This is a genomic window from Plantactinospora soyae (assembly GCF_014874095.1).
GTDB classification, from domain to species: Bacteria; Actinomycetota; Actinomycetes; order Mycobacteriales; family Micromonosporaceae; genus Plantactinospora; species Plantactinospora soyae.
On record NZ_JADBEB010000001.1, the window covers coordinates 4,177,318 to 4,203,692 of the forward strand.

The following is a 26,375-nucleotide window of genomic DNA, read 5'->3' on the forward strand; positions in this document are numbered from 1 at the left end:
GCGGACGGCGTGGGGGCGCCGGGCGACCGGGACCGGCCTCGGCGAGGGGTCAGGCGGTGGCCGCCGGATCGCCCCGGAGCACCTGGTCGACGTCGAACCTGATCGGCCGGTCGAGTTGGTCGTACCCGCAGGAACGCGGCTGGCGGTCGGGCCGCCAGCGGACGAACTGCGCGGTGTGCCGGAACCGGTCCCCCTCCATCGCGTCGTAGCCGACCTCGACCACGAGTTCGGGCCGCAGCGGCTCCCACTCCAGGCTCTTGGTACCGGACCACCGGCTCGGGCCGCCCGGAATCCGCTGCCCACTGGTGTGGTCGCCGTGGATCCACGGATGGTCGGCCATCTCACCCCGGTACGGCGCCAGTTCGTCGAGGAGTTCGGCCCGGCGCGCGGCGGTGAACGACGCCGAGACGCCGACGTGGTGCAGCGTGCCCGCGTCGTCGTAGAGCCCGAGCAGCAGCGAGCCGACCACCGGGCCGGACTTGTGCCAGCGGAACCCGGCGACGACGACGTCCGCGGTGCGGGTGTGCTTGACCTTGAACATGAGCCGCTTCCCCGGCTCGTACGGGATGTCGGCCGCCTTGGCGACCAGCCCGTCCAGCCCGGCCCCCTCGAAGATCTCGAACCAGCGGCGGGCGGTCTCCGGATCGTCGGTGGTCTGGGTGACGTGTACCGGCGGGACGACTCCGCTCAGCGCCTCGACGAGCCGGGCCCGACGCCGGGCGTACGGCTGGTCCAGCAGCGCCTCGTCGCCGATCGCGAGCAGGTCGAAGGCGACGAGGTCGGCCGGGGTGGTCTCGGCCAGCATGGCGACCCGGGAGGCGGCCGGATGGATGCGCTGGCTCAGCAACTCGAAGTCCAGCCGGGGTGCACCGTCCGGGCCGTCCCGGCGGATCACGATCAGCTCACCGTCGACCGCGCAGCGCGTCGGCAACTGTTGCCGGGCCTGGGCGACGACCTCGGGAAAGTAGCGGGTCAGGGTCTTGCCGCCCCGGCTGGCCAGCTCGACCTCGTCCCCGTCGCGGAACACGATGCACCGGAAACCGTCCCACTTCGGCTCATAGGTCATCCCCTCGGCGGTGGGGATCTTCGGCACGCTCCGGGCCAGCATCGGCTCGACCGGCGGGTTGATCGGCAGGTCCACCCGGCCAAGTCAACCAGATCGTCGCCGGCCCGTGGTGCTCCTCGTTCGTCTCAACCGTCCCGGTGGTCCCAGCAGCACCGCGTATGCCCCGAGCGAGTCGGAGTTTCCGCAGGTCAGAGCTATGTTCGCCGGATGCGGGACTGGGTCTGCGTCTGCTGCGGCCGGTGGCAGGTGAGCGTCGAGCGGATCGGCGGGAGATACCTCTACCGGCTGGCGTACCGCTATCGCCGGGAGGTCGGTGGGCTGGACGTACTGGGCGAGGTGGGCAGCGTCGCCGCGCTGGAGCGGCTGCTGCGCAGCCGTACCCCGGTCACCCTGGCCGACCTCCGCGAGCTGCCGGCCGGGCGCGGTGCGTGAATCCTGTTCCTGAGGTCGATCGGCTCACCACTTCGGGTCTGCGGCAGGGCCTCCGCACGTGCCCGGTGAGCCGATCGGCCGATGTTCTACAGGGCCTTGTTGGTGCGCGGCCGTCCAGTCGGCTGTCCGGCCGTCGAATGGTTACCTACAGTGTCTTCGCAATCTCCGCGAGCACATCGGCCGGAACTTCGACGGCCGTCTCGTGTGCCGGAATGTCGAGCTGGGCGAGCGCCTCGGGGTCGGAGATTCGCCAGCCCTGCACGACGAAGGTGCCACGATCGGTGCGGTACAGCGACGGGCAATTGTTGACCTGGGACTGCGCGGTCTTGCGAACAAAGGTGAGCTTCACGTTTGTGCCTCTCGCTCCTTTTAAGCCACTTTGGGCCTGATGCCTAGTGGTGCTGTGATGCATTATGAGGCTATTCAGGACGATCGGGCACGGATCGCGGCGGCACAGTCGGATGAATGTAGGTGAACGGTGGATTCATCTCGCGTCGAATCCGGGGATCTCTCGGAAATCGATTTCGAGTGCTACCCAGAGTCAGATCTCGCCGGGCGCCGGAGGTCGCCAGTCGGTGTACCGGGACATCGAGCGGAGGGCGGTGCGGGGCGGGGCGAGCCGGAGCAGACTGTTACGCAACGTAACCGCCACTGGGTTTCGGAGCTGCTGGCCGAACCGGCCGACCCGGTAGGAGGCCCGGGCCACCTGCTGGCTCCGGGGACGGCGCTGTCGGTCGTACCGGACCAGCGCGGCAGCCAGGTCGCCCGAGCCCCCGCCGACCGCCGTACCGAGCACCACCGCGTCCTCGATCGCCTGGGCGGCGCCCTGGCCCAGGTTCGGGGTCATCGCGTGGGCGGCGTCGCCGAGCAGCGCGACCGCCCCGCGCAGGTAACTCGGCAGCGGCTTGCCGAGGTGGTAGATGTCGTTCCGGAGCACCGTCTCGGCGCTGGTGGCGGCCAGCAGGTCCGGGATCGGCGCGTGCCACGCCCCGAACCGCTTCCGGACGGCCCGCAACTCGTCCGGGTCGCGCCCGCCGGCCCTGGCGTTGACCGCGCCGAACCAGTAGACCCGACCGTCGCCGAGCGGGACCATGCCGAACTCCGCGCCCGGCCCCCAGCTGATCGCCACGTACAGCTCGCCGTCCCAGGGCTGGTCGGTGACACCGCGCCAGGCGGTCGACCCGGCGTACACCGGCGGCGGGACGTCCGGCCACAACCGGTTCCGTACGGTGCTGCGGAGCCCGTCCGCGCCCACCACCAGGTCGGCGCCGATCGTGGTCCGGGTGCCGTCGGCCAGGTAGCTGATCTCGGCGGGCGGCCCGGCGACGACCTCGACCACCTCCGCCCCGGTGACCAGCGTCGTGCCGGCCGGCAACGCGTCGCGGAGGATGCCGTGCAACGTCGCCCGGTGGATGCCGAGCGATTCCGTGCCGAGCCGGTCGCTCAGGTCGACGGCCTCGACCCGGAACAGCCAGCGGCCGTCGGCGGTACGGCTGCCGCCGGGCGCCTCCACCCGGCCGCCCGCCCGGACCTGCTCGCCCACCCCGAGCGCGTCGAGCCCGGCCAGCGCGTTGGACATCAGCGTGAGCCCGGCGCCCACCGCACCGAACGCCGGCGCCCGCTCCAGGATGGTGACCCGCCAGCCCTGCCGGGACAACGCCAACCCGGCGCTGAGTCCTCCGATGCCGGCGCCGACGACCACGGCGGTTCGGTCCTGCGTCATCCTCACCCCTCCACGGGATCCGTCGTACCCACTCTTCTACAGGTGTAGAAAGGCATACTACAGCCGTAGAAGAGCCTGGTGAAGGAGGGCGGATGGCTGTCCGGCGGGACCGGTTCGCCGTCATCACCGACGCCGCGATCGAACTCCTGGCGGAACTCGGCATGCGGGGCCTGACCCACCGGGCGGTCGACGCCCGCGCCGGACTGCCGCTCGGTTCCACGTCGGCGTACTTCCGGACCAGGAAGGCGCTCATCGAGGCGGTCGTACGCCGACTCGCCGACCTCGACCGGGCCGACCTCGAAGCCACCGAACTCCCCACCGAGGAGCCGACGACCCCCGGATCGGCGGGCCCAGCATCGCCGGCCCCAGCATCGGCGGGCCCAGCATCGGCGACTGCCGGATCGGCTGTCTCCATCAGCGGAACGGAACCGCTCGGTCCCCGGGACCTCGACCTGCTCGCCGGCCGGATCGCCGGCCTGCTCGACCAGTGGCTGACCGTCGGCCGTACCCGGACGCTGGCCCGGTACGCCTGCCTGCTGGAGGCCACCCACCACCCCGAACTGCGGGACATCCTGGCGTACGGGACCGCCTCCCGGACCCAGGCCCGTGCGCTGCTCAGCCGGGCGGGTGCGGCAGATCCGGAGCAGCGCGGCAACCACCTCGTGGCCTGCGTCGACGGCCTGCTCTTCGACCGCCTCGTCGGCGCCGGTTCTCTCACCGCCCCGGCGCCGGGCAGCGAGCAGAGCCGCCGCGACCTTCACCAGGCCGTCCGGACCGTCCTCTTCGCGATGGCCGGCATCGACCCCGGGTCGACCGGCACCGAGCCCCCGTCGACCGCTGATCCCCCGTCGACCGGCACCGGCACCGGTACCGGCGCCCCGCCGACCGCTGACCTCCCGCCGACCGGCGCCTCGACCGGCGCCTCGACCGGTCGCTGAGCCGGGGACGGCCAACCGGAGGACCGGGTGATCAGGACCGGCGACGTCACCGACCGGGTACGCCGGGCAGCCACGCCGATCGTCGACCCGCTCGGCGGCGGGAGCGGCGCCCGTCCGGAACGTCCCGCCGGGCGGCGAGGATGGCGGCGGCACAGGTGCTGAGCACGATGCCGGCGAACGGCAGGTACTTCGTCACGGATCTCACGGTCGTCGCCTCCGCCGTCCGGTGCGGGCTTCCAGCCGCTTCCGCTGCGGCGTCACGGTGTACTTCGGGTCCCGGGCCGAGGCCAGACCGGCCTGGAAGATCCCGAACCGGAGGCAGATGGAACCCGCGAGCATCGCCGCCGCGCCCACCCTCGTCGCCACCCGGCTCCGTACCGGAATGGTCAGGGCCAGGGCGCCGCCGGCCACCAGCAGGCGGCTGGTCCGCAGCAGCGCGCCACCGAGACCCTGGCGCAGCGGCTCGGCCACCATGCCGAGCCGACGCTCCATCCGGCTGGCCGTCGCCAGTTCGGTGACGGCGCCGAGCAGGGCGGCGCGGCGGGCCGGGCCGGCCTCCGACTCCGGCGCCACGAGCAGGCCGAGCGCGCCGGCCGAGGCTGCGGCCGAGCCCACGAAGAGGACCGGCAGTTCCCGGTACGCCTCGTGCCAGACCGGCATGGCGGTGTCGGAGACCAGCGTCGCCGTGTACGAGGCGACGGCCGGGCCGAGGACGCCGGCGCCGAGGGTGCCGAGCCGGCCGAGCCGGGGCAGCCACCCGGTTACGGCACTTCCGGCGGCGAGCATCGCGAGCGGGCCGTACCCGGCCAGTAGCCAGGAACCGATGTTCATCGGCGAGGTCACCTTGACCACCCGGAGCATGTGGAGAAAGCGTTCGGGGCGGCCCAGGTCGTGCACCAGCGAGTAGAGCGATCCGGTGAGGGCGACGGCGGCACCGGCCTTGAGCCCCCGGGCCAGGTGCGGCCGGCCGGTGAGTTCGGCGGCGGCGGCCAGCGTCGAGGAGGCGCCGGCCAGCCCGCCGAAGAACAGGTAGCCGGCGATGTCGGCCGCCTCCCAGGGCGGCGCCTTGAGCACAGGTTGGCCGTAGTACGACCGGAACTCGGCCTTGGCCACCATCAGCCGCTCGCCGCGTTGCCGGCGCTCCGGCCGCCCGGCCGAGCCGATCAGGGCGTCCCGTTCCACCGGCAGGTCGACCGAGGTGTCGAGTCGGACATCGGTGTGGCTCATGCCATCTCCTCGCAGTGCCGGTCACTGTGCCCGCCGCCGTGCTCGTCGACGTCAGGCGCTTCGGAACCGAGCCGGCGGAATCGCCCGCCGCGCCCGCTCACCGGCGGGCTCCCGGAACGGCGACGGCGACGAGGACGGCCAGCAGGCCCACGGCGGCCAGCCCGGCCCGCCGCCACATCGCGGGCAGGTCCCGGGTGGTGACGACCGGATCCGGCGGCAGGCCGTAGACCTCGGGCTCGTCGAGCAGCAGGAAGAACGCGCCGGCACCGCCGACCCCGTCGTTCGGGTCGGCGCCGTAGAGCCGGGCGCTGGTCACCCCGGCGTCGTGCAGGTCCCGTACCCGACCGGCGGCCCGCTCGCGAAGCTCGGAGAGTTCGCCGAACTGGATCGAGTCGGTGGGGCAGCTCTTGGCACAGGCGGGCTCCTGGCCGACCGAGAGCCGGTCGTAGCAGAGGGTGCACTTCGAGACCAGCCCGTTCGAGGGGCGCTTGTCGATCACCCCGTACGGGCAGGCCGGTACGCAGTAACCGCAGCCGTTGCAGATGTCCTCCTGCACCACCACCGTGCCGAACTCGGTCCGGAACAACGAGCCGGTCGGGCAGACGTCCAGACACGCGGCGTGGGTGCAGTGCTTGCACACGTCGGAGGACATCAACCAGCGGAAGTCCATCTCGGCCGCGGCGGCGACGTGTCCGTCCGGCGGTGCCGCGGCGGGCATGCCGAGCGAGACCGCCGTGCGTCCGCCGGCCGAGCGGAGCAGGTCGGGCGGCAGCTCGGTCGGGGCCAGGTGGGTCTCCTGCCGGCCGAGGCGGCGGGGCTGCTCGATGAAGGCGACGTGCCGCCAACTGTTGGCACCGAGGCTGCCGGTGTTGTCGTACGACATGCCGGTGAAGAGCAGCCCGTCCTCCGGGACCGCGTTCCACTCCTTGCACGCCACCTCACACGCCTTGCAGCCGATGCAGACGCTGGTGTCGGTGAAGAAGCCGACCCGTTCCGGGGGTTCGACGTAGCCTCCGGCGGTGGCCGGATCCCGCTCCCCGCCGGTCCCCTCGCGCAGATCGAGTGCCATTGCTGCTCACGCCTCCGTTCCGGTGCGTTCGGTGATCCCGGCCCGGCGCTGGTAGTCCCGGACCAGCGCCAGCCGGTCCGTCCCGCGTGGCCGGCGCCCCGGGCGGATGTCCGCCGACAGCGCCTTGCTCTCCTGGATGTGCGAGTTGGGGTCGAGCGAGATCGAGGTGAGTTCGTTGGCGGCGTCGCCCCGGCTGTAGCCGTTCGGTCCCCAGTGGAACGGCAGCCCGATCTGGTGGATGATCCGCCCGTCGACGTGCAGCGGCGCCACCCGCTCGGTGACCAGGACCCGGGCCTCGATCGCGCTGCGGGCGGTGACGATGGTGGCCCAGTCGGCGTGCACGAGACCCCGCTCGGCGGCCAGTTCGGGGGAGACCTCGCAGAAGAACTCCGGTTGCAGCTCGGCCAGGTACGGCGTGTGCCGGCTCATCCCGCCCGCCGTGAAGTGCTCGGTCAGCCGGTAGGTGGTGACCACGTACGGGAAGATCTGCGCGCCGCGCTGGGAGCCGTTCGGGTGGTACCGGTTGAGGTCGTGCGGCCGGAGCAGCCGGGCCGGATTGCGCTGCTGGCGGTAGAGCAGGTTGTCCATCGGGGAGTCCTGCGGCTCGTAGTGGGTGGGCATCGGCCCGTCGCCCACCCCGGTCGGCGCGTAGAGCCAGCCGAGCCCGTCGGCCTGCATGATGAAGGCGTCGGTGCCACGCAGTGCGGCGATTCCCCGGGCGCCCTCCGGCGGCTGGTAGTCCGGTCGCTTCGTCGGCTCGAAGTCGGGTACGTCGTACCCGGTCCATCGGCCGGCCTCGTCGTCCCACCAGACGAACTTCTTGCGTTCGCTCCACGGTGTGCCGTCCGGTCGGGCGGAGGCCCGGTTGTAGAGCATCCGGCGGTTCGCCGGCCAGGCCCAGGCCCACTCGGGGGAGACCCAGTGCTGCTCCTCCGCCGGTTTGCGCCGCGCGGCCTGGTTCACCCCGTCCTTGTAGACCCCGCAGTAGATCCAGCAGCCGCAGGCGGTCGAGCCGTCGTCGCGCAGTTCGGGGTACTCGGAGAGCGGCCGGCCGTCGGCGTCCCAACCGTTGATCTCGGCGAGCACCGCCTCGGCGCTCGGCTCGGCGGTCGAGCCGCTCGTCGGGTAGTCCCAGGTCAGGTCGAGGATCGGCCGATCCATCGGATCTGTCGAACCGGCCAGTTTCTGCCGGATGATCCGGCCCAGGTGGTACATGAACCACAGGTCGCTGCGCCGGTCGTCGGCCGGCTCCACGGCCTGGTGGTGCCATTGCAGCAACCGGTTGGTGTTGGTGAAGCTGCCGGCCTTCTCGGTGTGCGCGGCGGCCGGCAGTACGAAGACCTCCGTGCCGATCCGTTCGGTGACCAGCTCGCCCGATTCGATCTCGGGGCCGTCCTTCCACCAGGTGGCGCTCTCGATCATGGTGAGGTCCCGGACGACCAGCCAGTCCAGGTTGGCCATCCCGAACCGCTGCATCCGGGCGTTCGCCGAGCCGACCGCCGGGTTCTCCCCGAGCAGGAAGTAGCCCTTGCAGGTGCCGCCGAGCTGTTCCAGCGTGGTGTCGTAGTGGGAGTGGCTGCCGGTGATTCGGGGCAGGTAGTTGAAGCAGAAGTCGTTCTCGGGCTGGGCGACCGGCCCCCACCAGGCCTTGAGCAGGCTCACCGTGTAGGCCCGCATGTTCGCCCAGAACCCCTTGCGGGCGGCGTCCGCGACGATGAAGTCGTCGAGGGTCTGTGCCTTGTGCGCGTGCGGCATCGGGATGTAGCCGGGCAGCAGGTTGAACAGGGTCGGGATGTCGGTAGAGCCCTGGATGCTGGCGTGCCCGCGCAGTGCCTGGATGCCGCCGCCGGGCCGGCCGATGTTGCCCAGCAGCAGTTGCAGGATGCTGGCCGAGCGGATGAACTGCGAACCGTCGGTGTGCTGGGTCCAGCCGACCGCGTAGACGAACTCGCTGGTGCGTTCGGGCCCGGAGTTGTCGACCAGGTGCCGGCAGACCTCGGCGAAGACCTCCGGTGGGATGCCGCAGATCCGTTCCACCATCTCCGGGGTGTAGCGGGAGAAGTGCCGCTTGAGGATCTGGTAGACGCAGCGGGGGTCCTGCAGCGTCGGGTCCCGCCGGGGTTGGCCGTCCAGCGCGGCGCTGCCGGAGCCGTGCTTCTCACCCTGGCCGGATCCGTGCTCGCCGGTGTCGCGTCCGGGGGAACCGGGCCGGTCGATCTGGGCCGCCTGCCGGGCCATGTACTGGTTGTCGCGCTCGCCGCTGGCCGAGACCAACTGGACGCCCTCGTACTGCCAGGTCTCCTCGGCGTACTGGTGGCCGTTCGGGTCGAAGCCGGAGAAGAGCCCGTCCAGGTCCTCGGTGTCCTGGAACTGCTCGTTGATGATCGTGGAGGCGTTCGTGTACGCCAGCACGTACTCCCGGAAGTCCTTCTCCTCGGTCAGTACGTGGTTGATGATCCCGCCGAGGAAGGCGACATCGGTGCCGGCGCGGATCGGCACGAACAGGTCGGCCAGGGCGCTGGTCCGGGTGAACCGGGGGTCGACGTGGATCACCGTGGCGCCCCGGGCCTTGGCCGCCAGCACCCACTGGAAGCCCACCGGGTGCGCCTCGGCGAAGTTGGAACCCTCGATCACGATGCAGTCGGCGTGCTGCATGTCCTGCATGAAGGTGGTGGCGCCGCCGCGCCCGAACGACGTACCGAGGCCGATCACCGTGGAGCTGTGGCAGATCCGGGCCTGGTTCTCCACCTGGACGACCCCGAGCGCGGAGAACAGCTTCTTGATCAGGTAGTTCTCCTCGTTGTCCAGTGTCGCGCCGCCCAGGCTGGCGATTCCCATCGTCCGGGCCAGCAGGCCGCCGTCCTCCTCCTCCCACTGCCAGGTTTCCCGCCGGGTCCGGATCACCCGGTCGGCGATCATGTCCATCGCGGTGGCCAGGTCGAGGTCCTGCCACTGGGTGCCGTGCGGCGGGCGGTAGCGGACCTTGTCCAACCGGTTCGAGGCGGTGGTCAGTTGCAGCGAGGCGGCACCCTTCGGACAGAGTCGCCCCCGGCTCACCGGCGAGTCGGGATCTCCCTCGATCTGCACGACCCGCTCGTCGCGGACGTACACGTTCTGCGCGCAGCCCACGGCGCAGTAGGGGCAGACGGACTTGACCACCCGATCCGCGGTGGCGGTGCGGGCCTGGAGGGTGTCGCTCTGCGGCGACTTCACCGAGGCTGCCCGGCCGGTCCGGTCCGCCCCGGTGAGCTGGCGCCACACCGGCCACGAACCGATCGGAATCTGGGGCACGGCAGGCTCCTGTCCTCGATGGCTGTCCGGGGGCGCGGGTCGGGGCTCGGGCGGCGGTCCGGGTTACCGGCCCGGCCGGTTCGGCCGGTCGTCGCGGGCCCGGGTCCGAATCCAGTCGTGCACCGGTCCGGCCGGAGGCGGCGGCGCCTCGCGCGGGTTGACCAGGCACTGGGTCCGGGACGGCAGGATCCCCGGGCGCTCGCGCTGCGCCCTGGTCACCGTGCCGCCGCCGTCGGCCGGGATCCCGGTTCCGATCAGGTACGCCTGACCGGGTGGGATGCCCAGCGTCGCGCCGATCTCCTGGTAGCTCCGACCGAGCCCGATCAGGTGCAGCACCGCCGCCTTGCTCGCCATGCCGCCTCCCGTCGGGCTCCGGGCCGGCGTCCCAGCACCGCCGACCAGCAACTGCCAATAAGCCTCTCATTTCGCCTATATCGGTGCAGCCGGTTTGGCCCTGCTGGTGCCACGTACAACGCCGGTACCGGCCGGGGAAGCCTCGGCCGGTACCGGTGGGAGATCGGCGGTCAGTCCGCCAGCGGGGTGTGCCCGGCCGGAACGGTCTCGTTGGCCCGGGTCGGTGCCGGCGGGCTGCCGGCGCCGAAGGGGCGTCCGCCGAGCGCCTCCCGACCGTGCGGGTCAAGCCAGTTGGACAGGTCCGGGCCCTCCGGCACGACGCCGCTCGGATTGATGTCCCGGTGCACCTCGTAGTAGTGCCGCTTGATGTCGTCGAAGTCGATGGTGTCGCCGAACCCCGGCGTCTGGAACAGGTCCCGGGCGTACGCCCACAGCACCGGCTGCTCGGTGAGCTTCTGCCGGTTGCACTTGAAGTGGCCGTGGTAGACGGCGTCGAACCGGACCAGCGTGGTGAAGAGCCGGACGTCGGCCTCGGTGATGGTGTCGCCGACCAGGTAGCGCTGGTCCGCCAGCCGGGCCGACAGCCAGTCGAGCCGGTTGAAGAGCCGGTGGTACGCCTTCGCGTACGCCTCCTGGCTGCCGGCGAAGCCGCACCGGTAGACCCCGTTGTTCACGTCGGCGAAGACCACGCCGTTCACCTCGTCGATCTCGGCCCGCAGCGCCTCGGGATAGAGGTCGGGAGCGCCGGACCGGTGGTGCGCCCGCCACTGCGTCGACAGGTCGAGGGTGATCTGGGCGTAGTCGTTCGTCACCACCTGCCCGGTCGGTACGTCCACGATCGCCGGCACGGTGATCCCGCGCTCGTACCCGGGGAACCGGGCGAAGAACGCCTCCTGGAGGCGCTCGATGCCGAGCACCGGATCGCGACCTCCGGGGTCGAGGTCGAAGGTCCAGCTCCGGGCGTCGTGGGTCGGCCCGGCTACCCCCATCGACAGCACGTCCTCCAGGCCGAGCAGCCGGCGGACGATGATGACCCGGTTCGCCCACGGGCAGGCCCGACTCACCACCAGCCGGTACCGGCCGGGCTCCACCGGGTAGCCGTCCCGCCCGTCGCTGGTGATCCGGGTCGCGATGTAGCGCTGGTCGCGGGTGAACTCCCCGCCGGGATTGACGTAGCTGCCGTCTTTGCTGTTCGACATGCCCCCATCGTTCCCCAGCCACCCCGCCGCGCAACCGCCGACCCGGGCCACCGGACCCGGCGAAGGGCCGCTCCGACCGGGGCTGACCGGCCCGTCGCCGTGCTGGTCAGCGCCGCAGTAGCCGGTTGACCGTCCCGTAGTCCAGGGCACCGGCGAGTGCCCCGTACGTGCCCGCCCCGAACGCCTCGTCGGCGGCCCGACGCGCCACCGCGTACGCGCCCTCGGCCACCGAGGAGCCGAGGCTGACCCGGGCCACGCCGAGCCTGGCGAGTTCCGGCACCGCCGGAGCGCCCGGTCCGGCGAGGATGTTGACCGGCGCCGGAACGTTCGCCACGAGCTTTCCGATCGTCTCCGGGTCCACCAGTCCGGGCACGAACACCCCGTCGGCACCGGCCACGAGGTAGGCGGTCGCCCGGGCGACGGTCTCGGCGACGTTCCCCGGGCCACGCAGGAAGGTGTCGATCCGGGCGTTGACGAACAGCGGCACCCCGGCCCGGTCGGCGGCGGCCCGGGCGGCGGACAGCCGGGCCGACTGCTCGGCGACGTCGCGCAGCGCCGGGACGTCGCCGGGAGCCGCGTCCTCGATGTTCACCCCCACCGCGCCGACGGCGAGTACCGCGCTGACCGTCTCCGCCACCTGCTCCGGCGTCGCCCCGTAACCGGCCTCGATGTCGGCGCTCACCGGCACCGACACCGTACCGACGATCCGGCCGACGGCGTCGGCGGCCAGCTCGCGGCCGAGGACGTCGCCGTCGGGCGCACCGAGGCTCCACGCCACCCCGGCGCTGGTCGTCGCGACCGCGTGGGCACCGGCCGCCTCCACGATCCGGGCGCTCGCCGCGTCCCACGCGTTGACCAGGACAACCGGGGTACCGGGGACGTGCAGCGAATGGAACAGTTCGGCTCGGGCCAGCTGATCAGTCATGCCAGGTAGTTTCCGAGGTCAGCGACGATCGCCGTACTCTTTGAGTCCTGACTAAAACGTGAGCGGCTCGGACCGGAACGGGAGGTCGTCGTGGTTGCCATCGGTTTGTCGGCCGGCGCCGTCGCCCGGATCCGGTTCGCGGTCTCCTGCCTCTGGGAGGTCGCCGCCAGCGTCCGGGTGCTGCGGGACACCGGTGACCACGCCGTACACCTGCCGTGGGTGAACCGGGTACGCCCCCGGCTCCGCTCCGCCGGCCTCGTCGGCGCCGACGGCACCCACGGTGCCGACGGTGCCGGCCTGCTCTCGCAGCTCATCCCGGCCCGGCCCGGCTACCTGCCCGACTTTCTCACCCCGCCACCCGGCGGCCTGACGCCGGACCTCGACGCCGAACTCGCCGTGCTGCGGGCCACCCCGCCCGAGATCGTCCGCGCCGACCTCGACCTGTACGACGGAGGTACGCGGTCACCGGCGATCCGCGCCCTGTACGCCGACCCGGCGGCCGGGCTGCGTCGGCTCGCCGAGGAGATCGCCGGGTACTGGCGGATCGCGCTCGCGCCGGACTGGCCCCGGATCCGGCTGCTGCTGGACGCCGACGTGCAGCACCGGGCCCGGCTACTGGCCGAGAACGGCGCCGCCGGGCTCCTCAACGATCTCCATCAACAGGTGCGCTGGGAGGGCGAGACCCTCTCGATCGCCCAACGCCACTGCACCGCCGCCGACGTCGCGGACGGTGGCGGTCTGGTGCTGATCCCGTCGGTCTTCGTCTGGCCGTCCGTGCTCAGCGTCCCCGGTGGCACCGCCGCGCAGCTCGGTTACCCGGCCCGGGGTATCGGCACCCTCTGGGAGGCGCCCCGGCAGGCATCCGACACCCTGAGCGCGGTGCTCGGGCGGGGTCGGGCCCGGTTGCTCGTCGAGATGCGGGCACCGATCTCCACCACCGAGCTGGCCCGACGTACCGGGATCTCCGCGGGCGGGGTGTCCCAGCACCTCGCCGTGCTCCGGGCCGCCGGGCTGGTGTCGACCCACCGGAGCGGCCGTACGGTCCTGAACACCCGGACCACCGTCGCCGACGCGCTGCTCACCGTCGCCGGCTGAGAACGGCGGCCCGGGTCGGCAGGACTCCTACCGGTGCTTCTCCAGGTACAGCAGTCCCGGACCGACGTCGAGCGGGCGGTGCGCGAACACGACGTACCCGTGTCGGCGGTAGAGCCGTACGGTGTCCTCGCTGTCGGCCCCGGTGAACAGCTCGAATCGGCGTACCGGGTCCGGACAGGCGGCCTCCACGGCGCGCAGCAGTTCGCTGCCGATGCCCCGGCCGTGCAGATCGGGTGCGACGGCGAGCCGGCCGATGTGGCCGGTGCCGTCCTCGATCCTGGCCCGGACCGCGCCGACGAGCCGGGTACCGAGCCGCGCCGCCAGCACGATGCCGCCACCGGCCAGTACGGCGCGCAGCTCGTCCAGCGTCTCGGTGAGCGGTGGCAGCAGCGGCTCCCGGTAGCGCTGCGCCTCGCTGACGTACGCGGCCCGCTGGACGGTCAGGATCTCACCGGCGTCACCGCGCCCGGCCGGTACGACGCTGACCGCGAGGGAGGAATCGGAGCGGGAAGTGGACACGTCCGTCAGGCAACCACACCGACTCCAGCCCGGTGCCCGCACCCTCCTAGCCTCTAGGGGTTAGGAAGGGGCCCTTCTTCTACAGAAAACGATAGGAAGGGGCCCTTCCTTACAGCTGACGGGAGGACGTGTGGGATTCACCTACCCCGAGGTGGGGGCCACCGGTACGGGTCGACTTCCGGCCGGGTACCGGCACCTGCGGTGGCGTACCGAGCTGGCGCCGGGCGTGTTCGAGGCTGCCGGGGCGGCCGTACTGACCTGGCGGATGCACCGGGCGATGGGCGTACGGATGACGACCGATGCGCCGTCGGCCGCGCCGGGGGTCGCGGTCACCGCCGGGCTCGGGCTCGGTCGGCTGCGCCTGGCCGCGCCGTGCGAGGTGGTCTGGGCGGTACGCGACCAGCGGCGGATCGGCTTCGGCTACGGAACGCTGCCCGGCCATCCGATGCGGGGCGAGGAGGCGTTCCTGGTGGAGCTCGCCGACGACGGGAGGGTCTGGTTCACCGTGATCGCGTTCAGCGCACCGGCCAGCCGACTGACCCGACTCGCCGGGCCGGTGGTGCCCGTCCTGCAACGGGCGTACGCCTGGTGGTGCGGCACGGTGCTGCGCCGGTTGACCGCGCTTCGCCGCTGATCGCCGGCTGACCGAGCCGCGACGCTGATCGGCGGCTGACCGCGCCGCGACGCTGATCGCCGGCTGACCGAGCCGCGACGCTGATCGCCGGCTGACCGCGTCCCGATGCCGATCAGAAGCGGGCGAAGGAGCGGATCGGCATCCGGGGCCCGAACCGGGGCGCGTGCAGGCCAGCGGCCGCCAGCAGGAGACAGACCCGGCCCCGGTGTCCCCGGAACGGCTCCAGCAGATCCAGCATCCGCGCGTCGTCGCCCCGGGCCTCGCCGGCCAGTGCCCAGGCGACCGTGTTCGGGATGTGGTAGTCGCCGACACTCACCGCGTCCGGGTCACCGAAGGCGATCCGGACCACCTCGGCCGCCGTCCACGGGCCGATCCCGACGATCGCGGTGAGCCGGCGGGTCGCCTCGACCGGATCGCCGCAACGTTCGAGCCGGTCCGCGACGGCCGCCGCCCGGCGCAGGGTGTCGGCGCGCCGCTGCTCCACCCCGAACGGATGGAACACCCAGTACGGCGCGGCGGCGATCACCGCCGGTTCCGGCGGTGCCCAGAGCCCTCGTACCGGGCCGGGGGCGGGGGCGCCGAAGTGCCGTACCGTCGCCGCGTACGCCCGGAACGCCTCCTTGCCGGTGACCTTCTGTTCGAAGATCGCGCGGAGCAGTCGGGGGAAGATCTGGCCGGTGGCCGGCAGCCGCAGTCCCCGGTGGTCGCGGGCCAACCGGGCCACCACCGGATGGCCGGCGGCGAGCCCGTCGAAGCCCGTCAGGTCGTCCCGGAGCCCGGCCACGGCGTCGGCCCGCTCCAGTACCCAGTCCGCGCCCGGTCCGTAGCCGTCGGCGACCAGTTCGTCGGCGCGTCGGCGCAGTGCGAGGGTTCCGGGGCCGGCCGGGCTACGGGTGGCCCACCAGAAGGTGCCGTCGACGAACCGGGCACAGGGGTCGTGCGCTCCCATCGCCAGCGGCCGGACCGAGCCGGCGAGGTGGTAACCCGCCGGTGGGTGCAGCACCCGACTCGCCGTCGGCCCGGTTTCGGTCACCGGGACACTCTGTCACGCCGAGGGCGGTAGCTGACCGTCCGGGCGTGCGGGGCGAAGCCGAGCGCGGCGTAGAGCCGCTTCGGAACCGGATAGGCGTCGTCGCCCCGGGCGTACACCACGGCCGTCTCGGCGCCGGCTTCGCGGAACGCCCGCAGCACCGCGATCCCGGCGGCGCGGCCCAGGCCCTGCCGGCGGAACTCCGCGACCGTGCCGACCGGCTCGAACAGCCCGGCCCGGTTCACCTCGTCGTACCAGCCCAGGCAGTACGCGACGAACCGGCCGTCCGGCGCCTCGACGACCACGTCATACTCGGACCGGTACGGCCAGCGCCGGACGAGGGTGCGGTACCGCTCCTCGGTCACCGCCGAGGGATGCCAGACCTCCCGGTGTACGGCGACCCGGCGGGTCAGGTCGTCCTCGCCGCGTACCGGACGGACCAGGAAACCGCTCGGCAGGCTCGGCATCGCCGGCAGTACGGCGAGGTCACGGCGATGGGCGAGGAAGTACGGCCCGTCCCCGTCGGCCGAGTACCCCCGGCTGCGCAGCGCGGCCTCGAGGTGCCGTTCGGTGTCGAAGACGGTGACGCTGGGCGGTGTGGCCGTCACGTCCTCGGCCCAGTCCAGCACCTGTCCGGCGAGTTCCGGACGGGCGGGGTCGACCAGCAGGGCCAGTTCGTCCGGCGCCTCCAGCCAGCCCCACGCCACCACTTCGGCGCCGATCCGCCACAGCGCCATCGGCCGCTTGGCGGCGGTCGGCTCCTGGCCGAGGTTCCAGGCCAGGTCACCGACGTGCCAACGGCTGCCCGGCGACCAGATCCGCTGCGCGAACCGTTGCAACTCCGCAAGATCGGCCTCGCCGTCGTAGTCCCGTCGCATCGGGCCACCATGCCCGGCTCGCCGGCCGGCGGACAAGCACGATTCCGACCGATCGCCATCGCCCGCCTTTCGGTGGTCGGGGGCCGGACAAAGACGGGACGGCACCGGAACGCCCGTGCGCGTTCCGGTGCCGTCCGGCCTGTAGCGGTTCAGGTGTTTCCCGACCTGGCCCTCGTGCCGTCGTCCTCCCTTCGGATCGACGTCGTCGGATTCACCTGGCGGCGGTGGGTTGGGGACCAGTCACCACCGGTTCGTGCGGGATTGGCGGGAGCGTCGACCGCTCAGGCCGTCGGCCGGCGTTCCAGCCGGCCGGGGATCACCGGACGGTGAGCCGGATTACGTCGAACGCCGGCACCTGGTTGGCGCGGGCCATCATCGGGATCCGGTGCGAGCCGTCGCCGGCCCAGACCGCGCACTGCGCCTGGCCCCGCTGGGTCAGACCGGGGACGGTCACCGTGACGGTGTCCGGCGTCGCGCCGCCGTTGCCGTCCTCGGTCGCCACGAAGAACGCCGGGACCGGCGCCGGGTCGGGCGCGTTGCGGTTGCTGGTCAGCATCCGGCAGGCCGAGTGGAAGTGGCCGCGGACCAGGCCGTCCTCGTTGAGGAACGAGCTTTCCTTGTAGTAGCCACCGGCGGCGGCGCCCAGGAAGCGGTCCCGGACCAGGTTGCGGGTGCTGACCCGGAGCGTGAACTGCTGGTTGACCCGGACCGAGGTCGGCGCCTGGGTGATCAGCAGGGTGGGGTTGTCCTCCGGAGCGCCGACCTCGCCGAACTCGGTTCCGACGCAACGCTCGCCGTTCTGGAAGCCGTCGTGCGCCTGCAGGTCACTGCCGGAGCAGTCGGCGCCCAGCGGTTCGAGGGCGGTCGGGTTGCCCGGCGCGGTGCTCGTCGACGGGCCGGTGCTCGGCGTGCAGTTGCCGCTGCCGTTCTGGTTGCCGCGCCCACGCTGGGCCAGGGTGCCCGGCTGCTGCCCGTCGCCGGGGTGCTGGATCGCGCCGTGGTCGTGGTACGACCGGGTCTCCGGCTTGGCGGCGGTGCCCGGCCCGGTGGCCGTGCCGGTGGGCGCCGGGGTCGCGCTCCCGCCGGCCGACGGAGTCGCCGTGGGCGCGCCGGTGGCGGGCGCGGCCGTGGTCGGGCACGCCTTCGCCTTCGTCTGACCGCCCCGGGTGCCGGCGTTGGAGACCTGGTTCACGGCAACGATCGCACCGAAGACGCCGAGCGTGGCAAGCACGGCAATCAGGCGCTTGTTACGTGGCGGGCGGTTCGAGCGCCGTGAGGAGCGGACGGGGGTGTTCACGTGGTGCCACCTCTTTCTGGAGAGGGTTCGGTCAGCGAGGTCGGATCAGCGGACCAGGCTGGGGGTGCCAACGACCAGGAGGTCGTCAGCCTGGGCGGGTGCTGGACGGGCCGATGTGATGGACCCGGATGTCGGTGCCGGCGATCGGCGCGCCGTTGACCCGGCGGGGGTCGCCTTATATGGCGCTGACCAGGGGTAGCGACGGATCGGGTGACGATCCTGGCCGCCAGCGGGCAGCCCGTCTATCGTCACCATCTTCCTGCCTTTCCGAATAATCAACCGGTAACACTGCGAAAAACCGTACGGAATGCGTTGCCTGAGAGTCAAACCGTGGTAGAGAAGATAGGAATCTCTTGAGGCCCACTTAAAGGGAATTTATGTTTCCGGTGGTGAACGAGCGGCATCAGCCGTTCGGACGATGCCCGGGGTTCGACGGTCGGGTGGACGAAGTGGACCAAGTTGCCGGTCGGTTCGGCGGCGGACGGACCGCGACGCCGGCCCGAACGGGGCCGGCGTCGCAGCCGGAAGGCGACCGTTGCCGCGCGCCGCATTCCGGATCACGGCGGCGACCGACCGCGCCTACCCTGGCAACGGCCGGCCGCCGGGTCTGTGGGGTGACGGCGGTCGGGTCAGTAACTGGGAGCCCCGGTGTCGCCGTCCTGTTCGTCCGCGACCGGTGGCGGGGCGACCGCCTTGGGGGTTCCGGTCGGCAGACAGCTCAGGTTCTTCGTGCCGGTCGGCGTCACCACGAACCAGGTGCCGGCGACGCCCTGCCCGCGCCACTGTCCGGGCTTCTTGTCGCCGATGTAGCGGTAGATCGGCCAGTCGCCGATGGTGACCTGCTTGGTGCCGTCCGGTCGGGTCACCGTGTCGACCTTCTCGTCGGCAATGCCTTTGAGATCCGGCTTTCCGTCGGTGAGCACCGGCGGCCAGACCCGGGCGCAGTCGCCGACGCACGTGGTCTTCGACGGCTTCGCCGAGTCCCGGTCGAACCGGTAGAGGACCCAGCCCTTGTCGTCGGTCACGACCTGACCCATCCGGGCGACCTTCTTGCCGATCAGCCCGTCGGTGAGGTTGACGTCGGCGACCTCGACGGGTTCGGGGGTGGGTGAGGCGCCCGGCTCCGGAGTGGACTCGGCTCCGGCGTTGGCCACCGGCTTGACGTCGGCGGCCTTGTTCGGGTTGGCCGGCGTCGGCGCGCAGGCCGTCAACGCCGCCAGTGCTCCACCGACGATGACGACGCCGGCCCGCTTCATCAGTGCCACGTGCCCTCCTTCGTTGGACAGGTCGCCGGGAAGTACGGGCCGTGGGGGCGGCCGGATGAGGCAATTGGCAGTGGACAATTTCACAGGGAATCGTTGAACCGGGTCGATGCGAGGTACGTGGGAAACTGAAGCGGCGCCGTTTTCCCGCTTCCGTACCGGGGTTGTCGAGTGACGCCCCGTCGATTGTGGCCCGCGCAATTATTCGGGCTGTGGTCGCCCGGGGACATTCCGTGTCTCCGGCGGCGTCCGGCCGTCGGGAATCGTCGCGAACCGATCAGAGCGGAACGGTCACCAGTTCGCTGGTCACCTTGCCGTCGTCGCCGAGCACCTGGACCCGCAACTGGTCGATCTCGCCCAGCGGGGTGGCGGTGGTCTCCTGCAACGTCAGCGGTCGGGGCTGGGCCGCCGTGCCGTATCCGGCGGGCGGCACCTTCCAACTGGAGATGACCTCCGGCGGACTGCCGTCGCGGAGCAGTACGAGCCGGCAGACCCGGGGGCCGGTCAGCTTGCTCAGTGCGAAGGAGACCTGGGTGCCGTACGGCGTCGAGGCGAGGATCATGTCGGCCTGCACGCCGCTGCGCGGGTCGGTGACGCTGAACCGCTCACCCTTGGGCAGGTCCGGGCCACCGATACCGGGCAGGGCGGAACCGCTGGCCGAGGGACCCGGCTGGGCGGTCGTTCCCGGCGGGCCGGCCACCCGGGTCCCGACGAACAACGCCAGGCCGGTCAACATCACCAGGAGTACGACGCTCGCCGCGAGGCTGTAGAGCCGCCTGCTCCGGTCCCGTCGCCGCTCCGCGCCCACCGCCGCCACGACCCGGTCGAAGAGTGCCTCGTCCACCTCGGCGCGCTCGACAATCAGAAGATCGCGGCTGTCGACCTCGGCGAGCAGGTCCACCACCGGCAGGAACGACTCCAGTTCCTCGATGCACTGGGTGCAGGTCGCCAGGTGTTCCTCGAACCGTTCGGCGTCCCGCTCGTCGAGGACGCCGAGGGCGTACGACGCGACCTCCCGGTGGCTCTCCCCGGTCATTCCGTCACCCCCCGCTCCCGCAGGGCCGTGCGTAACGCCCGGAGGGCGTAGTAGACCCGGGACTTGGCGGTGCCGAGCGGAAGCCCCAACTCCTCGGCGGCCTCCGGCACCGTGCGTCCCCGGAAGTACGTCGCCACCAGCACTTCACGGTGTGGCTGACTCAACGTCCGGAGCGCGTCGGTGATCGTCATCATCCGGAGCACCCGCTCGGTGTCGTCGGACTCGGAGAACGCCTCGAGATCGCGGTCGTACGTCTCGGCCGGCCGGGCCTGCTCGCTGCGGTGGTCGTCGATGACGATCCGGCGGGCGACGGTTACCAACCAGGGACGTAGCGAGGACTGCCCCTGCGCGCCTAGCCGGTGTGCGTTGCGCCAGGCACGCAGCAGCGTCTCCTGCACGACGTCCTCGGCCCGCTGGCGGTCGCCGCCGGTCAGCCGCAACACGAACATCAGCAGGGGCTTGGCGTGTTCCTGGTAGAGCAGTCGTACGAGTTCGTCTGAATGCCTCGTCTCGGCCCTCGTCTCGGCGGGTTCGGCATGGTGGCGGCCGGCAGCCGATCGCGGCGTCACCGGCCCATCATTGCGGTCCGCGGGCCGCGCGTCGAGACTTTTCCGGTACCGATTTGACCGCCGTTGCGACGTGGCGCACATTCGCCCCGGCATGGTCAGGTCGCCATGCCAACCGCCGGCTACCGCCTGCATCGCACCCATACCTCCGCGTCGAACGCGTCGCACCCGGGGCACCGGCGATCCGGGCCGAGTTGAGCCGCCGGCGAGAGGTACGGATTTCGTACCCGGCCGGATCAACGCGGGTCGGGGAAGTTGCCGGGTCACCGGGTCGGCCTGCCCGATCGGCCGGATCGGCCGGTTGTGCCGGGGCGCCCGGATGGGTTAAATCGCGACCCCGAAGGTCCCCGGCGGGGGCGGAGCCGACGGCCGGGCGGCGGCGTCGCCGACCACTCGCGCGCCACCGGCGAAGCGGTCCAGGTCGGCGCCGTACAGCACCCGGCCGGGGAACCAGTCACCGGCGGTACGCCGGATCAGATCGGCCACCGGCAGTTGGGTCCGGCCGGCGACCAGCACCAGATTGCCGTAGCGCCGGCCGCGCAGCACCGCCGAATCGGCGATCAGGCAGGCCTCGGGCAGCACGCTGCGGACCGTGGCGACCTGGGCCCGGGCGTGCCCGAGCGGCGGCCCGTCCGCGATGTTCACCAGGTAGGTGCCGCCCGGCCGGAGCACCCGGGCCGCCTCGGCGGCGAACTCCACCGAGGTCAGGTGCGCGGGGGTCCGGGCACCGGCGAAGACGTCGGCGACGATCAGGTCGTACCCGGCGTCGGGGGACGAGCCGAGGACCGCCCGGGCGTCGCCGACCCGGACCCGCAGCCGTGGGTCGGCCGGCCAGGGCAGTTCCCGGCGGACCAGCTCCACCAGGGCGGCGTCGATCTCGACCACCCGCTGGGTGGAACCGGGCCGGGTCGCGCAGACGTACCGGGGCAGGGTCAGCGCCCCGCCGCCGAGGTGCAGCACCCGCAGCGGCGCCCCGCTCGGGGCGACGAGGTCGACGACGATGGCGAACCGGCGGACGTACTCGAATTCGAGATGGGTCGGGTCGGCGAGGTCGACGTGCGACTGCGGCGCCCCGTCGACCAGCAGGGTGTACGAGCGGGGCCGGTCCGGATCCGGGCTCACCTCCGCCAGCCCGGTGTCGACCTTGGCCGCGATCAGATCACTACGTCGTTTCCGGCCCACCCGACAAGTATCAGGGAAGGACCCCCGCCCACCGCATCCGGTCGGGGAACGGCCCTTTCCGACCCCTACGACGCGTTGCTGGCGAAGGTGAGGGCGCGGTGCAGCAGCCGGCCGTCGCCGAGCCGGGCCCGCAGCCGGCGCTCCAGTCCGGCGATCGGGATCAGGTTCTGTGGCGCCCTCGGATCCTTGTACGGGGTGGAGGCGAACCGGGGCAGCGTGGCCAGGGACAGGTGGGCGAGTTCGACCGCCTGCTGTTCGGCCAGCTCGGCCGAGCACTCGACCCGGACGATTCCGGCCCAGGGCCCCCGGCCGCCCCCGGGGAGCCGGAGGTACCAGGAGTAGCCGCCCCAGGCCGTACCGAGCCGGAACACCGGGGAGCGTTCACCGGCGTGCAGCCCGGTGACCAGCGCGGTGTGCCGGGCGTCGAGATACTGGCTGTGCTGCGTCTTGATGTAGCCGAGGGTGCGGGGGAGTTGTCGCCGGTTCCGCAGCGGTCCGTCCACCACCAGCAGGTCACCGTCGTCCCGGACGGCGCCGGAGACCTTCACCTCCAGCGCGGTCAGCGGCCCCTGTACGGCGGCCGGCAGCTTGCTCAGCTCGCCGGTGCCGCCGACCCGGTGTACGGCGTACCGGATCTGCCCGGCGACGACGTCCCCGGCGGACGGGCTGGCGGTGAAGAGTCCCCGTTCGACCTCCGCGCCGGCCAGTTCGGCGACTCCCCGGCGCAGGTCGCACCGGACCACCCCGGCGGCGTACGACGCGGCGACGCCGGGAAACGATCCGCCGTCCGGCTCCTCGGTCCAGACGCTGGCGTCGATCCGGCGCACCCCGTCGACCAGCAGTACGACGTCGGGCGGCTCGATCCCGTCCGGGGCGCGCAGCGGTCGCCACTCGTCCGGCGGCAGTTCGACGTCGGTCTGCACCTGCGCGCTGCTCGGCGCGGCGGGACCGCCGGCAGCCTCGAACGAGGCCCCGTACGCCGGGTCCCAGGCGTCGACGAAGAGCCGGGCGCTCACCGGCCGGTCCGCTCGACCCGGGAGCTGCGGGCGTCCTTGCGGACCTCGAACCGCACCGGTATCCGTTCGGCGAGCGCCGGTACGTGGGTCACCACCCCGACCATCCGGTCGCCCCGGGCGGCCAGGTTCTCCAGGGTGGCGGCGACGGTGTCCAGGGTCGCCGCGTCCAGGGTGCCGAAGCCCTCGTCGAGGACGATCGACTCCAGGCTCGCGGTGGTGGTGGAGAGGCCGGCGAGCTGTTCGGAGAGCGCCAGCGCCAGCGCCAGCGACGCCTGGAAGGTCTCGCCGCCGGAGAGGGTCCGCACCCCCCGGCGCAGCCCGGCGTCGTGGTGGTCGACCACGAAGAACTCGCCCTTGTCGTGCCCGAGGTCGTACTGGCCGCCGGTGAGTTCGCGGAGGATCCCGGAGGCGCCGTCGACGAGCAGGTCGAGCGCCTCCGCGAGCAGCCACCGTTCGAAGTTGTTGGCCCGCAGGTGCCCGGCCAGGGCCCGAGCGACCCGACCCTCGCGTTCGTGGCCGGTCCGCTGTTCGGTCAGCTCCCGGGCCTGCTCCCGACGCTCGACCAGCCGGTCGTGCGCGGACTCGGCCCGCTCCACCGCGATCGCCGCCAGCCGGACCGGGTCGTCGTCGCCGACCGGCCCACCGAGCCCGACGGCGCCGAACAGCCCGGCGATCCGGGCCGCGACCGCCGCCACGGAGTCGTGCGCCCCGGCCACCGCCGAGGCCACCTCGACCCGGTCGCGCCGCCGTTCCCCGGTCGCCCGGGCCGCCCAGTCGCAGAGGCCGGCCCAGGCGACGGAGACGTCGTCGCGGTCGGCGGCGGGTGGGCCGAGCCGGGCCACCCCGTCCCGGACGGTGTCGAAGGCCCGCCAGGCGCCCCGGAGCCGTTCCTGCGCCGCCTCGGCCCCGGCCCGGGCCCGGCGGGCCGCCTCGCGGGCGGTCCGGACCGCCGTACCGGCGCTCTCCAGGTCGCGGCGGAGCCGGGTGAGCAGGTCGAGTTCCTGGCGCAGCGCGGCCGGTCCGGGGGAGTCGGCCAGCCGGACGTCCAGCTCGGCCAGCCGGGCGGTGAGCTGTTCGTGCCGGGCACGGACCTGGTCGAGGTTGCGTTCCAGCTCCCGGGCGGCCCGCTCCCGCTCGCCGACCAGTCGCACGGCGGCATCGGCGGCGGTGCGGGCGGTCTTGCCGGCCGCCTCGGCGGCGGCCACCGAGGAGCCCTTCGGCATCGCCGGCACCTCGGCGACCGGCTGGGTGCAGACCGGGCAGGGCGCTCCGGCGTGCAGGTGGGCCCGGAGCGCGGCGGCCCGGTCGGCGGTCTGCGCCTCCTGGTAGGCGGCCCGGGCCGCCTCCAGTTCCGTGTCGGCCCGCTGCGCCGCCGTGCGGGCCTGCTCGAGGGCGGCCAGCGCCGCGTCGTGGTCGGTGCCGGCGCCGGCCAGGGCCCCGGCCAGGGCACCGACCTCGTCGGCGACCTGCTTCCGGTCGGCGTGCGCCTGCTGCAACAGCCGCAGCGCGGCCGGGTCGCCGGCCCCGGCCAACTCGCCGCGGAGCTTCTCCTCGCGTTCCTCGGCGACGGTCACCGCGGCCATCGCCTCGGTCGCCTCGCCCCGGGCGGTCGCGACCGCCTCGGCGAGCCGGGCGAGGTCGGTCGGGGGCCGGACCCCGGCCAGTTCCGCGAGTTCGGCGTCGAGGGCGGCCAGCCTCGCCTCCACCGCCGTCGCGGCCGTCCGGGCCTGCCGGAGTTCGGGTACGGCGGCGTCGACCTCGCCGGCCAGCTTCCGCATCGCCTCGACCCGGTCGGTGGCGGTGCCGAGCGCCTCGTCGTCGATCCCGGTCAGCCCCTCGAGTACCCGGTCGACGGCGGCCAGCGCGGCGTCGGCCCGACCGCCCCGAGCGGTGGCCAGCTTCTGGACCTCCTCGTAGACGCCGAGTCCGAGCAGGTTGACCAGGATCTGCTGCCGGGTCGCCGGTTTGGCGTGCAGGAAGTCGGCGAACTGCCCCTGCGGCAGCAGTACGCAGCTGGTGAACTGCTCGTAAGGCAGCCCGACCGCCTCCAGCACCGCCTCTTCCATCTCGGCCGGGGTGCCGGCGACGACCTCGCCGAGATCCTCCGGGGTCAGCCCGGTGTCCAGCTTGGTCACGTCGAAGCCGGGAGGCATGAGCTGGAGCCCGGCGTTACCGGTCTTCACGTTGCCCCGGCCGTCCCGCCGGACCACCCGGGTCGCCACGTACCGGGCGCCGGCCGACTCGAAGACCAGCCGGACCCGGGCCTCGTTCGCCGACGGGGCCAGCGCGTTGGCGATGCCCCGGGCACCGCCCCAGCGTGGCACCGTGCCGTAGAGGGCGAAGCAGATCGCGTCGAGCACGCTGGACTTGCCCGAACCGGTCGGCCCGACCAGGGCGAAGAAGTCCGCGTCGGTGAAGTCGACGGTGGTGGCGTCCCGGAAGGCGGTGAAGCCGGCCAGGTCGAGCCGGAGCGGACGCACTATTTGGTCGCCTCCTCGAACAGATCGTCGAACAGCTCCCGGACGCCGTCGTCGGCCTGTCCCCGGGTGTCCAGGTAGTCGCCGAACAGCTCCCGGGGTGACCGCCCGGCCCGCTGGGCGGCCCGGGCGGCGGCACCGGTACTCGGCAGCATCTCGGGATCGATCCGCACCTCCAGGGCCCGGGGCAGCAGGTCCTGTACCTCCTCGCGCAGCCCGGCCCGGGGCGCCTCCCGGACGTACACCCGGAGCCAGGCCGTGGTGTCGGTCAGCTCCGCGAGTTCGGCGATCGTTCCGCGTACGGTGCGCAGCGGCGCGGCGGCGGTGATCGGGATCTCGCGTACCCGGGCGGCGGTCCGCGCGGTCACCTCGACGATGGTGACCGAGGGGCGGTTCTCCTCCTCGCCGAAGTCGACGGCGAGCGGGCTGCCGCTGTAGCGGATCGGGCACGGCCCCAGCACCTGCTGGGCCCGGTGCAGGTGACCCAGTGCCACGTAGTGCGCGCCGGTCGGAAAGACGGTGGCCGGTACGGCGTAGTTGAGCACCGTGTGCGCCTCCCGCTCGCCGCCGCCGGCCTGGGCGCCGACGACGGTCAGGTGACCGGTGACCAGGTGTACCCGGTCGGGTTCGTCGAAGCCCTCGGTGAGCCGGCCGAGCACCCGCCCGACGTGGTCGGCGTACGTCTGGACGGCCTCGGCGGCGGTCAGCTCGTACATCTCGACGGCCCGGACGGCGTACCGCTGGGACAGGAACGGCAGCGCGACCAGCCGCCACGCCTCGCCGTCGGCGGTGCTGCCGTCGATCACGTGCTCGGCCGGGTTGTCCCGGACACTGCCGCGCAGCGCCACCCCGGCCGCCTCCGCCCACGGCCGCAGCGCGTCCAGGGCCGGGCCGTTGTCGTGGTTGCCGCCGATCGCGACGACCTGTGCCCCGGTCCGGCGCAGCGCGGAGAGCGCCCGGGTGACCAGCCGGGTGGACTCCGGGGTCGGCGCCGCGGTGTCGTAGAGGTCACCGGCGACGATTACCAGGTCCGGGGACTCGGCCTGGGCGACCTCGACCACCTGGGCCAGCGCGTCCCGGTGCTCGCCGACCCGGGACTGTCCCTTGAGGACCTTGCCGACGTGCCAGTCGGAGGTGTGCAGGATCTTCACGGGGCAAC

25 protein-coding genes are annotated in these 26,375 nt (G+C 72.7%); 4 read left to right on the forward strand and 21 right to left on the reverse strand.

The annotated features are described in order from the left end of the window. Positions 1-49: 49 nt before the first annotated feature. On the reverse strand, positions 50-1,141 hold the full coding sequence (locus H4W31_RS18695; RefSeq protein WP_192767834.1) for an ATP-dependent DNA ligase: 1,092 nt from the start codon (positions 1,139-1,141) through the stop codon (positions 50-52). A 132-nt stretch (positions 1,142-1,273) separates the two neighbouring features. On the opposite strand from H4W31_RS18695, the gene H4W31_RS18700 reads away from it, so the two are divergent. Next, the gene (locus H4W31_RS18700; protein ID WP_192767835.1) at positions 1,274-1,498 is read left to right on the forward strand and encodes a hypothetical protein; all 225 of its coding nucleotides are present in this window, start codon (positions 1,274-1,276) and stop codon (positions 1,496-1,498) included. 145 nt (positions 1,499-1,643) lie between these two features. Here the strand turns inward: H4W31_RS18700 and H4W31_RS18705 are convergent, their stop codons facing one another. After that, on the reverse strand, positions 1,644-1,847 hold the full coding sequence (locus H4W31_RS18705; RefSeq protein WP_192767836.1) for a hypothetical protein: 204 nt from the start codon (positions 1,845-1,847) through the stop codon (positions 1,644-1,646). 192 nt (positions 1,848-2,039) lie between these two features. Next, positions 2,040-3,221: an FAD-dependent monooxygenase gene (locus H4W31_RS18710; RefSeq protein WP_192767837.1), complete on the reverse strand. Its 1,182-nt coding sequence runs from the start codon at positions 3,219-3,221 to the stop codon at positions 2,040-2,042. A 92-nt stretch (positions 3,222-3,313) separates the two neighbouring features. Between H4W31_RS18710 and H4W31_RS18715 the strand changes: the two genes are divergently transcribed. Beyond that, positions 3,314-4,159: a TetR/AcrR family transcriptional regulator gene (locus tag H4W31_RS18715; RefSeq protein WP_225945584.1), complete on the forward strand. Its 846-nt coding sequence runs from the start codon at positions 3,314-3,316 to the stop codon at positions 4,157-4,159. 46 nt (positions 4,160-4,205) lie between these two features. On the opposite strand, the gene H4W31_RS18720 is transcribed toward H4W31_RS18715, so the two are convergent. The 7 genes from H4W31_RS18720 to H4W31_RS18750 form a co-directional block, all read right to left on the reverse strand. Next, positions 4,206-4,364: a hypothetical protein gene (locus H4W31_RS18720; protein WP_192767838.1), complete on the reverse strand. Its 159-nt coding sequence runs from the start codon at positions 4,362-4,364 to the stop codon at positions 4,206-4,208. Continuing rightward, on the reverse strand, positions 4,361-5,386 hold the full coding sequence (nrfD, locus tag H4W31_RS18725; protein ID WP_192767839.1) for an NrfD/PsrC family molybdoenzyme membrane anchor subunit: 1,026 nt from the start codon (positions 5,384-5,386) through the stop codon (positions 4,361-4,363). Before nrfD ends, H4W31_RS18720 begins: the two co-directional genes overlap by 4 nt. 97 nt (positions 5,387-5,483) lie before the next feature. Continuing rightward, positions 5,484-6,455 carry a 4Fe-4S dicluster domain-containing protein gene (locus H4W31_RS18730; RefSeq protein WP_192767840.1) on the reverse strand — a complete coding sequence of 324 codons (972 nt, stop codon included), beginning with the start codon at positions 6,453-6,455 and terminating at the stop codon, positions 5,484-5,486. Positions 6,456-6,461: 6 nt separating this feature from the next. After that, positions 6,462-9,746 carry a formate dehydrogenase gene (gene fdh / locus H4W31_RS18735; protein ID WP_318783262.1) on the reverse strand — a complete coding sequence of 1,095 codons (3,285 nt, stop codon included), beginning with the start codon at positions 9,744-9,746 and terminating at the stop codon, positions 6,462-6,464. 63 nt (positions 9,747-9,809) lie between these two features. Then, positions 9,810-10,100, reverse strand: coding sequence for a hypothetical protein (locus H4W31_RS18740; RefSeq protein WP_192767841.1), 291 nt, complete (start codon positions 10,098-10,100; stop codon positions 9,810-9,812). Between the two features lie 170 nt (positions 10,101-10,270). Then, on the reverse strand, positions 10,271-11,299 hold the full coding sequence (locus H4W31_RS18745) for a glutathione S-transferase family protein (RefSeq protein ID WP_192767842.1): 1,029 nt from the start codon (positions 11,297-11,299) through the stop codon (positions 10,271-10,273). A gap of 106 nt (positions 11,300-11,405) precedes the next feature. Continuing rightward, the gene (locus H4W31_RS18750; protein WP_192767843.1) at positions 11,406-12,224 is read right to left on the reverse strand and encodes an isocitrate lyase/PEP mutase family protein; all 819 of its coding nucleotides are present in this window, start codon (positions 12,222-12,224) and stop codon (positions 11,406-11,408) included. 90 nt (positions 12,225-12,314) lie between these two features. Between H4W31_RS18750 and H4W31_RS18755 the strand changes: the two genes are divergently transcribed. Further along, positions 12,315-13,319, forward strand: a complete 1,005-nt coding sequence (locus tag H4W31_RS18755; RefSeq protein ID WP_192767844.1) for an ArsR/SmtB family transcription factor — start codon at positions 12,315-12,317, stop codon at positions 13,317-13,319. 27 nt (positions 13,320-13,346) lie between these two features. On the opposite strand, the gene H4W31_RS18760 is transcribed toward H4W31_RS18755, so the two are convergent. Continuing rightward, the gene (locus H4W31_RS18760) at positions 13,347-13,838 is read right to left on the reverse strand and encodes a GNAT family N-acetyltransferase (protein ID WP_192767845.1); all 492 of its coding nucleotides are present in this window, start codon (positions 13,836-13,838) and stop codon (positions 13,347-13,349) included. 130 nt (positions 13,839-13,968) lie between these two features. On the opposite strand from H4W31_RS18760, the gene H4W31_RS18765 reads away from it, so the two are divergent. Next, positions 13,969-14,472, forward strand: a complete 504-nt coding sequence (locus H4W31_RS18765) for a DUF1990 family protein (protein ID WP_318783263.1) — start codon at positions 13,969-13,971, stop codon at positions 14,470-14,472. Between the two features lie 112 nt (positions 14,473-14,584). On the opposite strand, the gene H4W31_RS18770 is transcribed toward H4W31_RS18765, so the two are convergent. The 10 genes from H4W31_RS18770 to H4W31_RS18815 form a co-directional block, all read right to left on the reverse strand. Next, positions 14,585-15,505 (reverse strand): DNA-3-methyladenine glycosylase family protein, encoded by a 921-nt coding sequence (locus H4W31_RS18770; RefSeq protein WP_192767846.1) that lies wholly within the window; start codon positions 15,503-15,505, stop codon positions 14,585-14,587. Next, the gene (locus tag H4W31_RS18775) at positions 15,502-16,380 is read right to left on the reverse strand and encodes a GNAT family N-acetyltransferase (RefSeq protein ID WP_192767847.1); all 879 of its coding nucleotides are present in this window, start codon (positions 16,378-16,380) and stop codon (positions 15,502-15,504) included. Before H4W31_RS18775 ends, H4W31_RS18770 begins: the two co-directional genes overlap by 4 nt. A gap of 316 nt (positions 16,381-16,696) precedes the next feature. Then, positions 16,697-17,611: a Pecanex-like protein 1 gene (locus H4W31_RS18780; RefSeq protein ID WP_318783264.1), complete on the reverse strand. Its 915-nt coding sequence runs from the start codon at positions 17,609-17,611 to the stop codon at positions 16,697-16,699. Positions 17,612-18,306: 695 nt separating this feature from the next. Further along, positions 18,307-18,933 (reverse strand): hypothetical protein, encoded by a 627-nt coding sequence (locus H4W31_RS18785; RefSeq protein ID WP_192772214.1) that lies wholly within the window; start codon positions 18,931-18,933, stop codon positions 18,307-18,309. Positions 18,934-19,216: 283 nt separating this feature from the next. Continuing rightward, positions 19,217-19,975: an anti-sigma factor family protein gene (locus H4W31_RS18790; RefSeq protein WP_192767848.1), complete on the reverse strand. Its 759-nt coding sequence runs from the start codon at positions 19,973-19,975 to the stop codon at positions 19,217-19,219. After that, positions 19,972-20,676, reverse strand: a complete 705-nt coding sequence (locus tag H4W31_RS18795) for a sigma-70 family RNA polymerase sigma factor (RefSeq protein ID WP_192767849.1) — start codon at positions 20,674-20,676, stop codon at positions 19,972-19,974. The genes H4W31_RS18790 and H4W31_RS18795 overlap by 4 nt, the downstream gene beginning before the upstream one ends. Before the next feature lie 189 nt (positions 20,677-20,865). Then, positions 20,866-21,723: a spermidine synthase gene (locus H4W31_RS18800; protein WP_192767850.1), complete on the reverse strand. Its 858-nt coding sequence runs from the start codon at positions 21,721-21,723 to the stop codon at positions 20,866-20,868. Between the two features lie 65 nt (positions 21,724-21,788). After that, entirely contained in the window at positions 21,789-22,739 is a 951-nt protein-coding gene (locus H4W31_RS18805) for a hypothetical protein (RefSeq protein WP_192767851.1), read from the reverse strand. Further along, positions 22,736-25,219: an AAA family ATPase gene (locus tag H4W31_RS18810; RefSeq protein WP_192767852.1), complete on the reverse strand. Its 2,484-nt coding sequence runs from the start codon at positions 25,217-25,219 to the stop codon at positions 22,736-22,738. Before H4W31_RS18810 ends, H4W31_RS18805 begins: the two co-directional genes overlap by 4 nt. Continuing rightward, entirely contained in the window at positions 25,219-26,367 is a 1,149-nt protein-coding gene (locus tag H4W31_RS18815; protein WP_192767853.1) for an exonuclease SbcCD subunit D, read from the reverse strand. The genes H4W31_RS18810 and H4W31_RS18815 overlap by 1 nt, the downstream gene beginning before the upstream one ends. Positions 26,368-26,375: the final 8 nt, after the last annotated feature.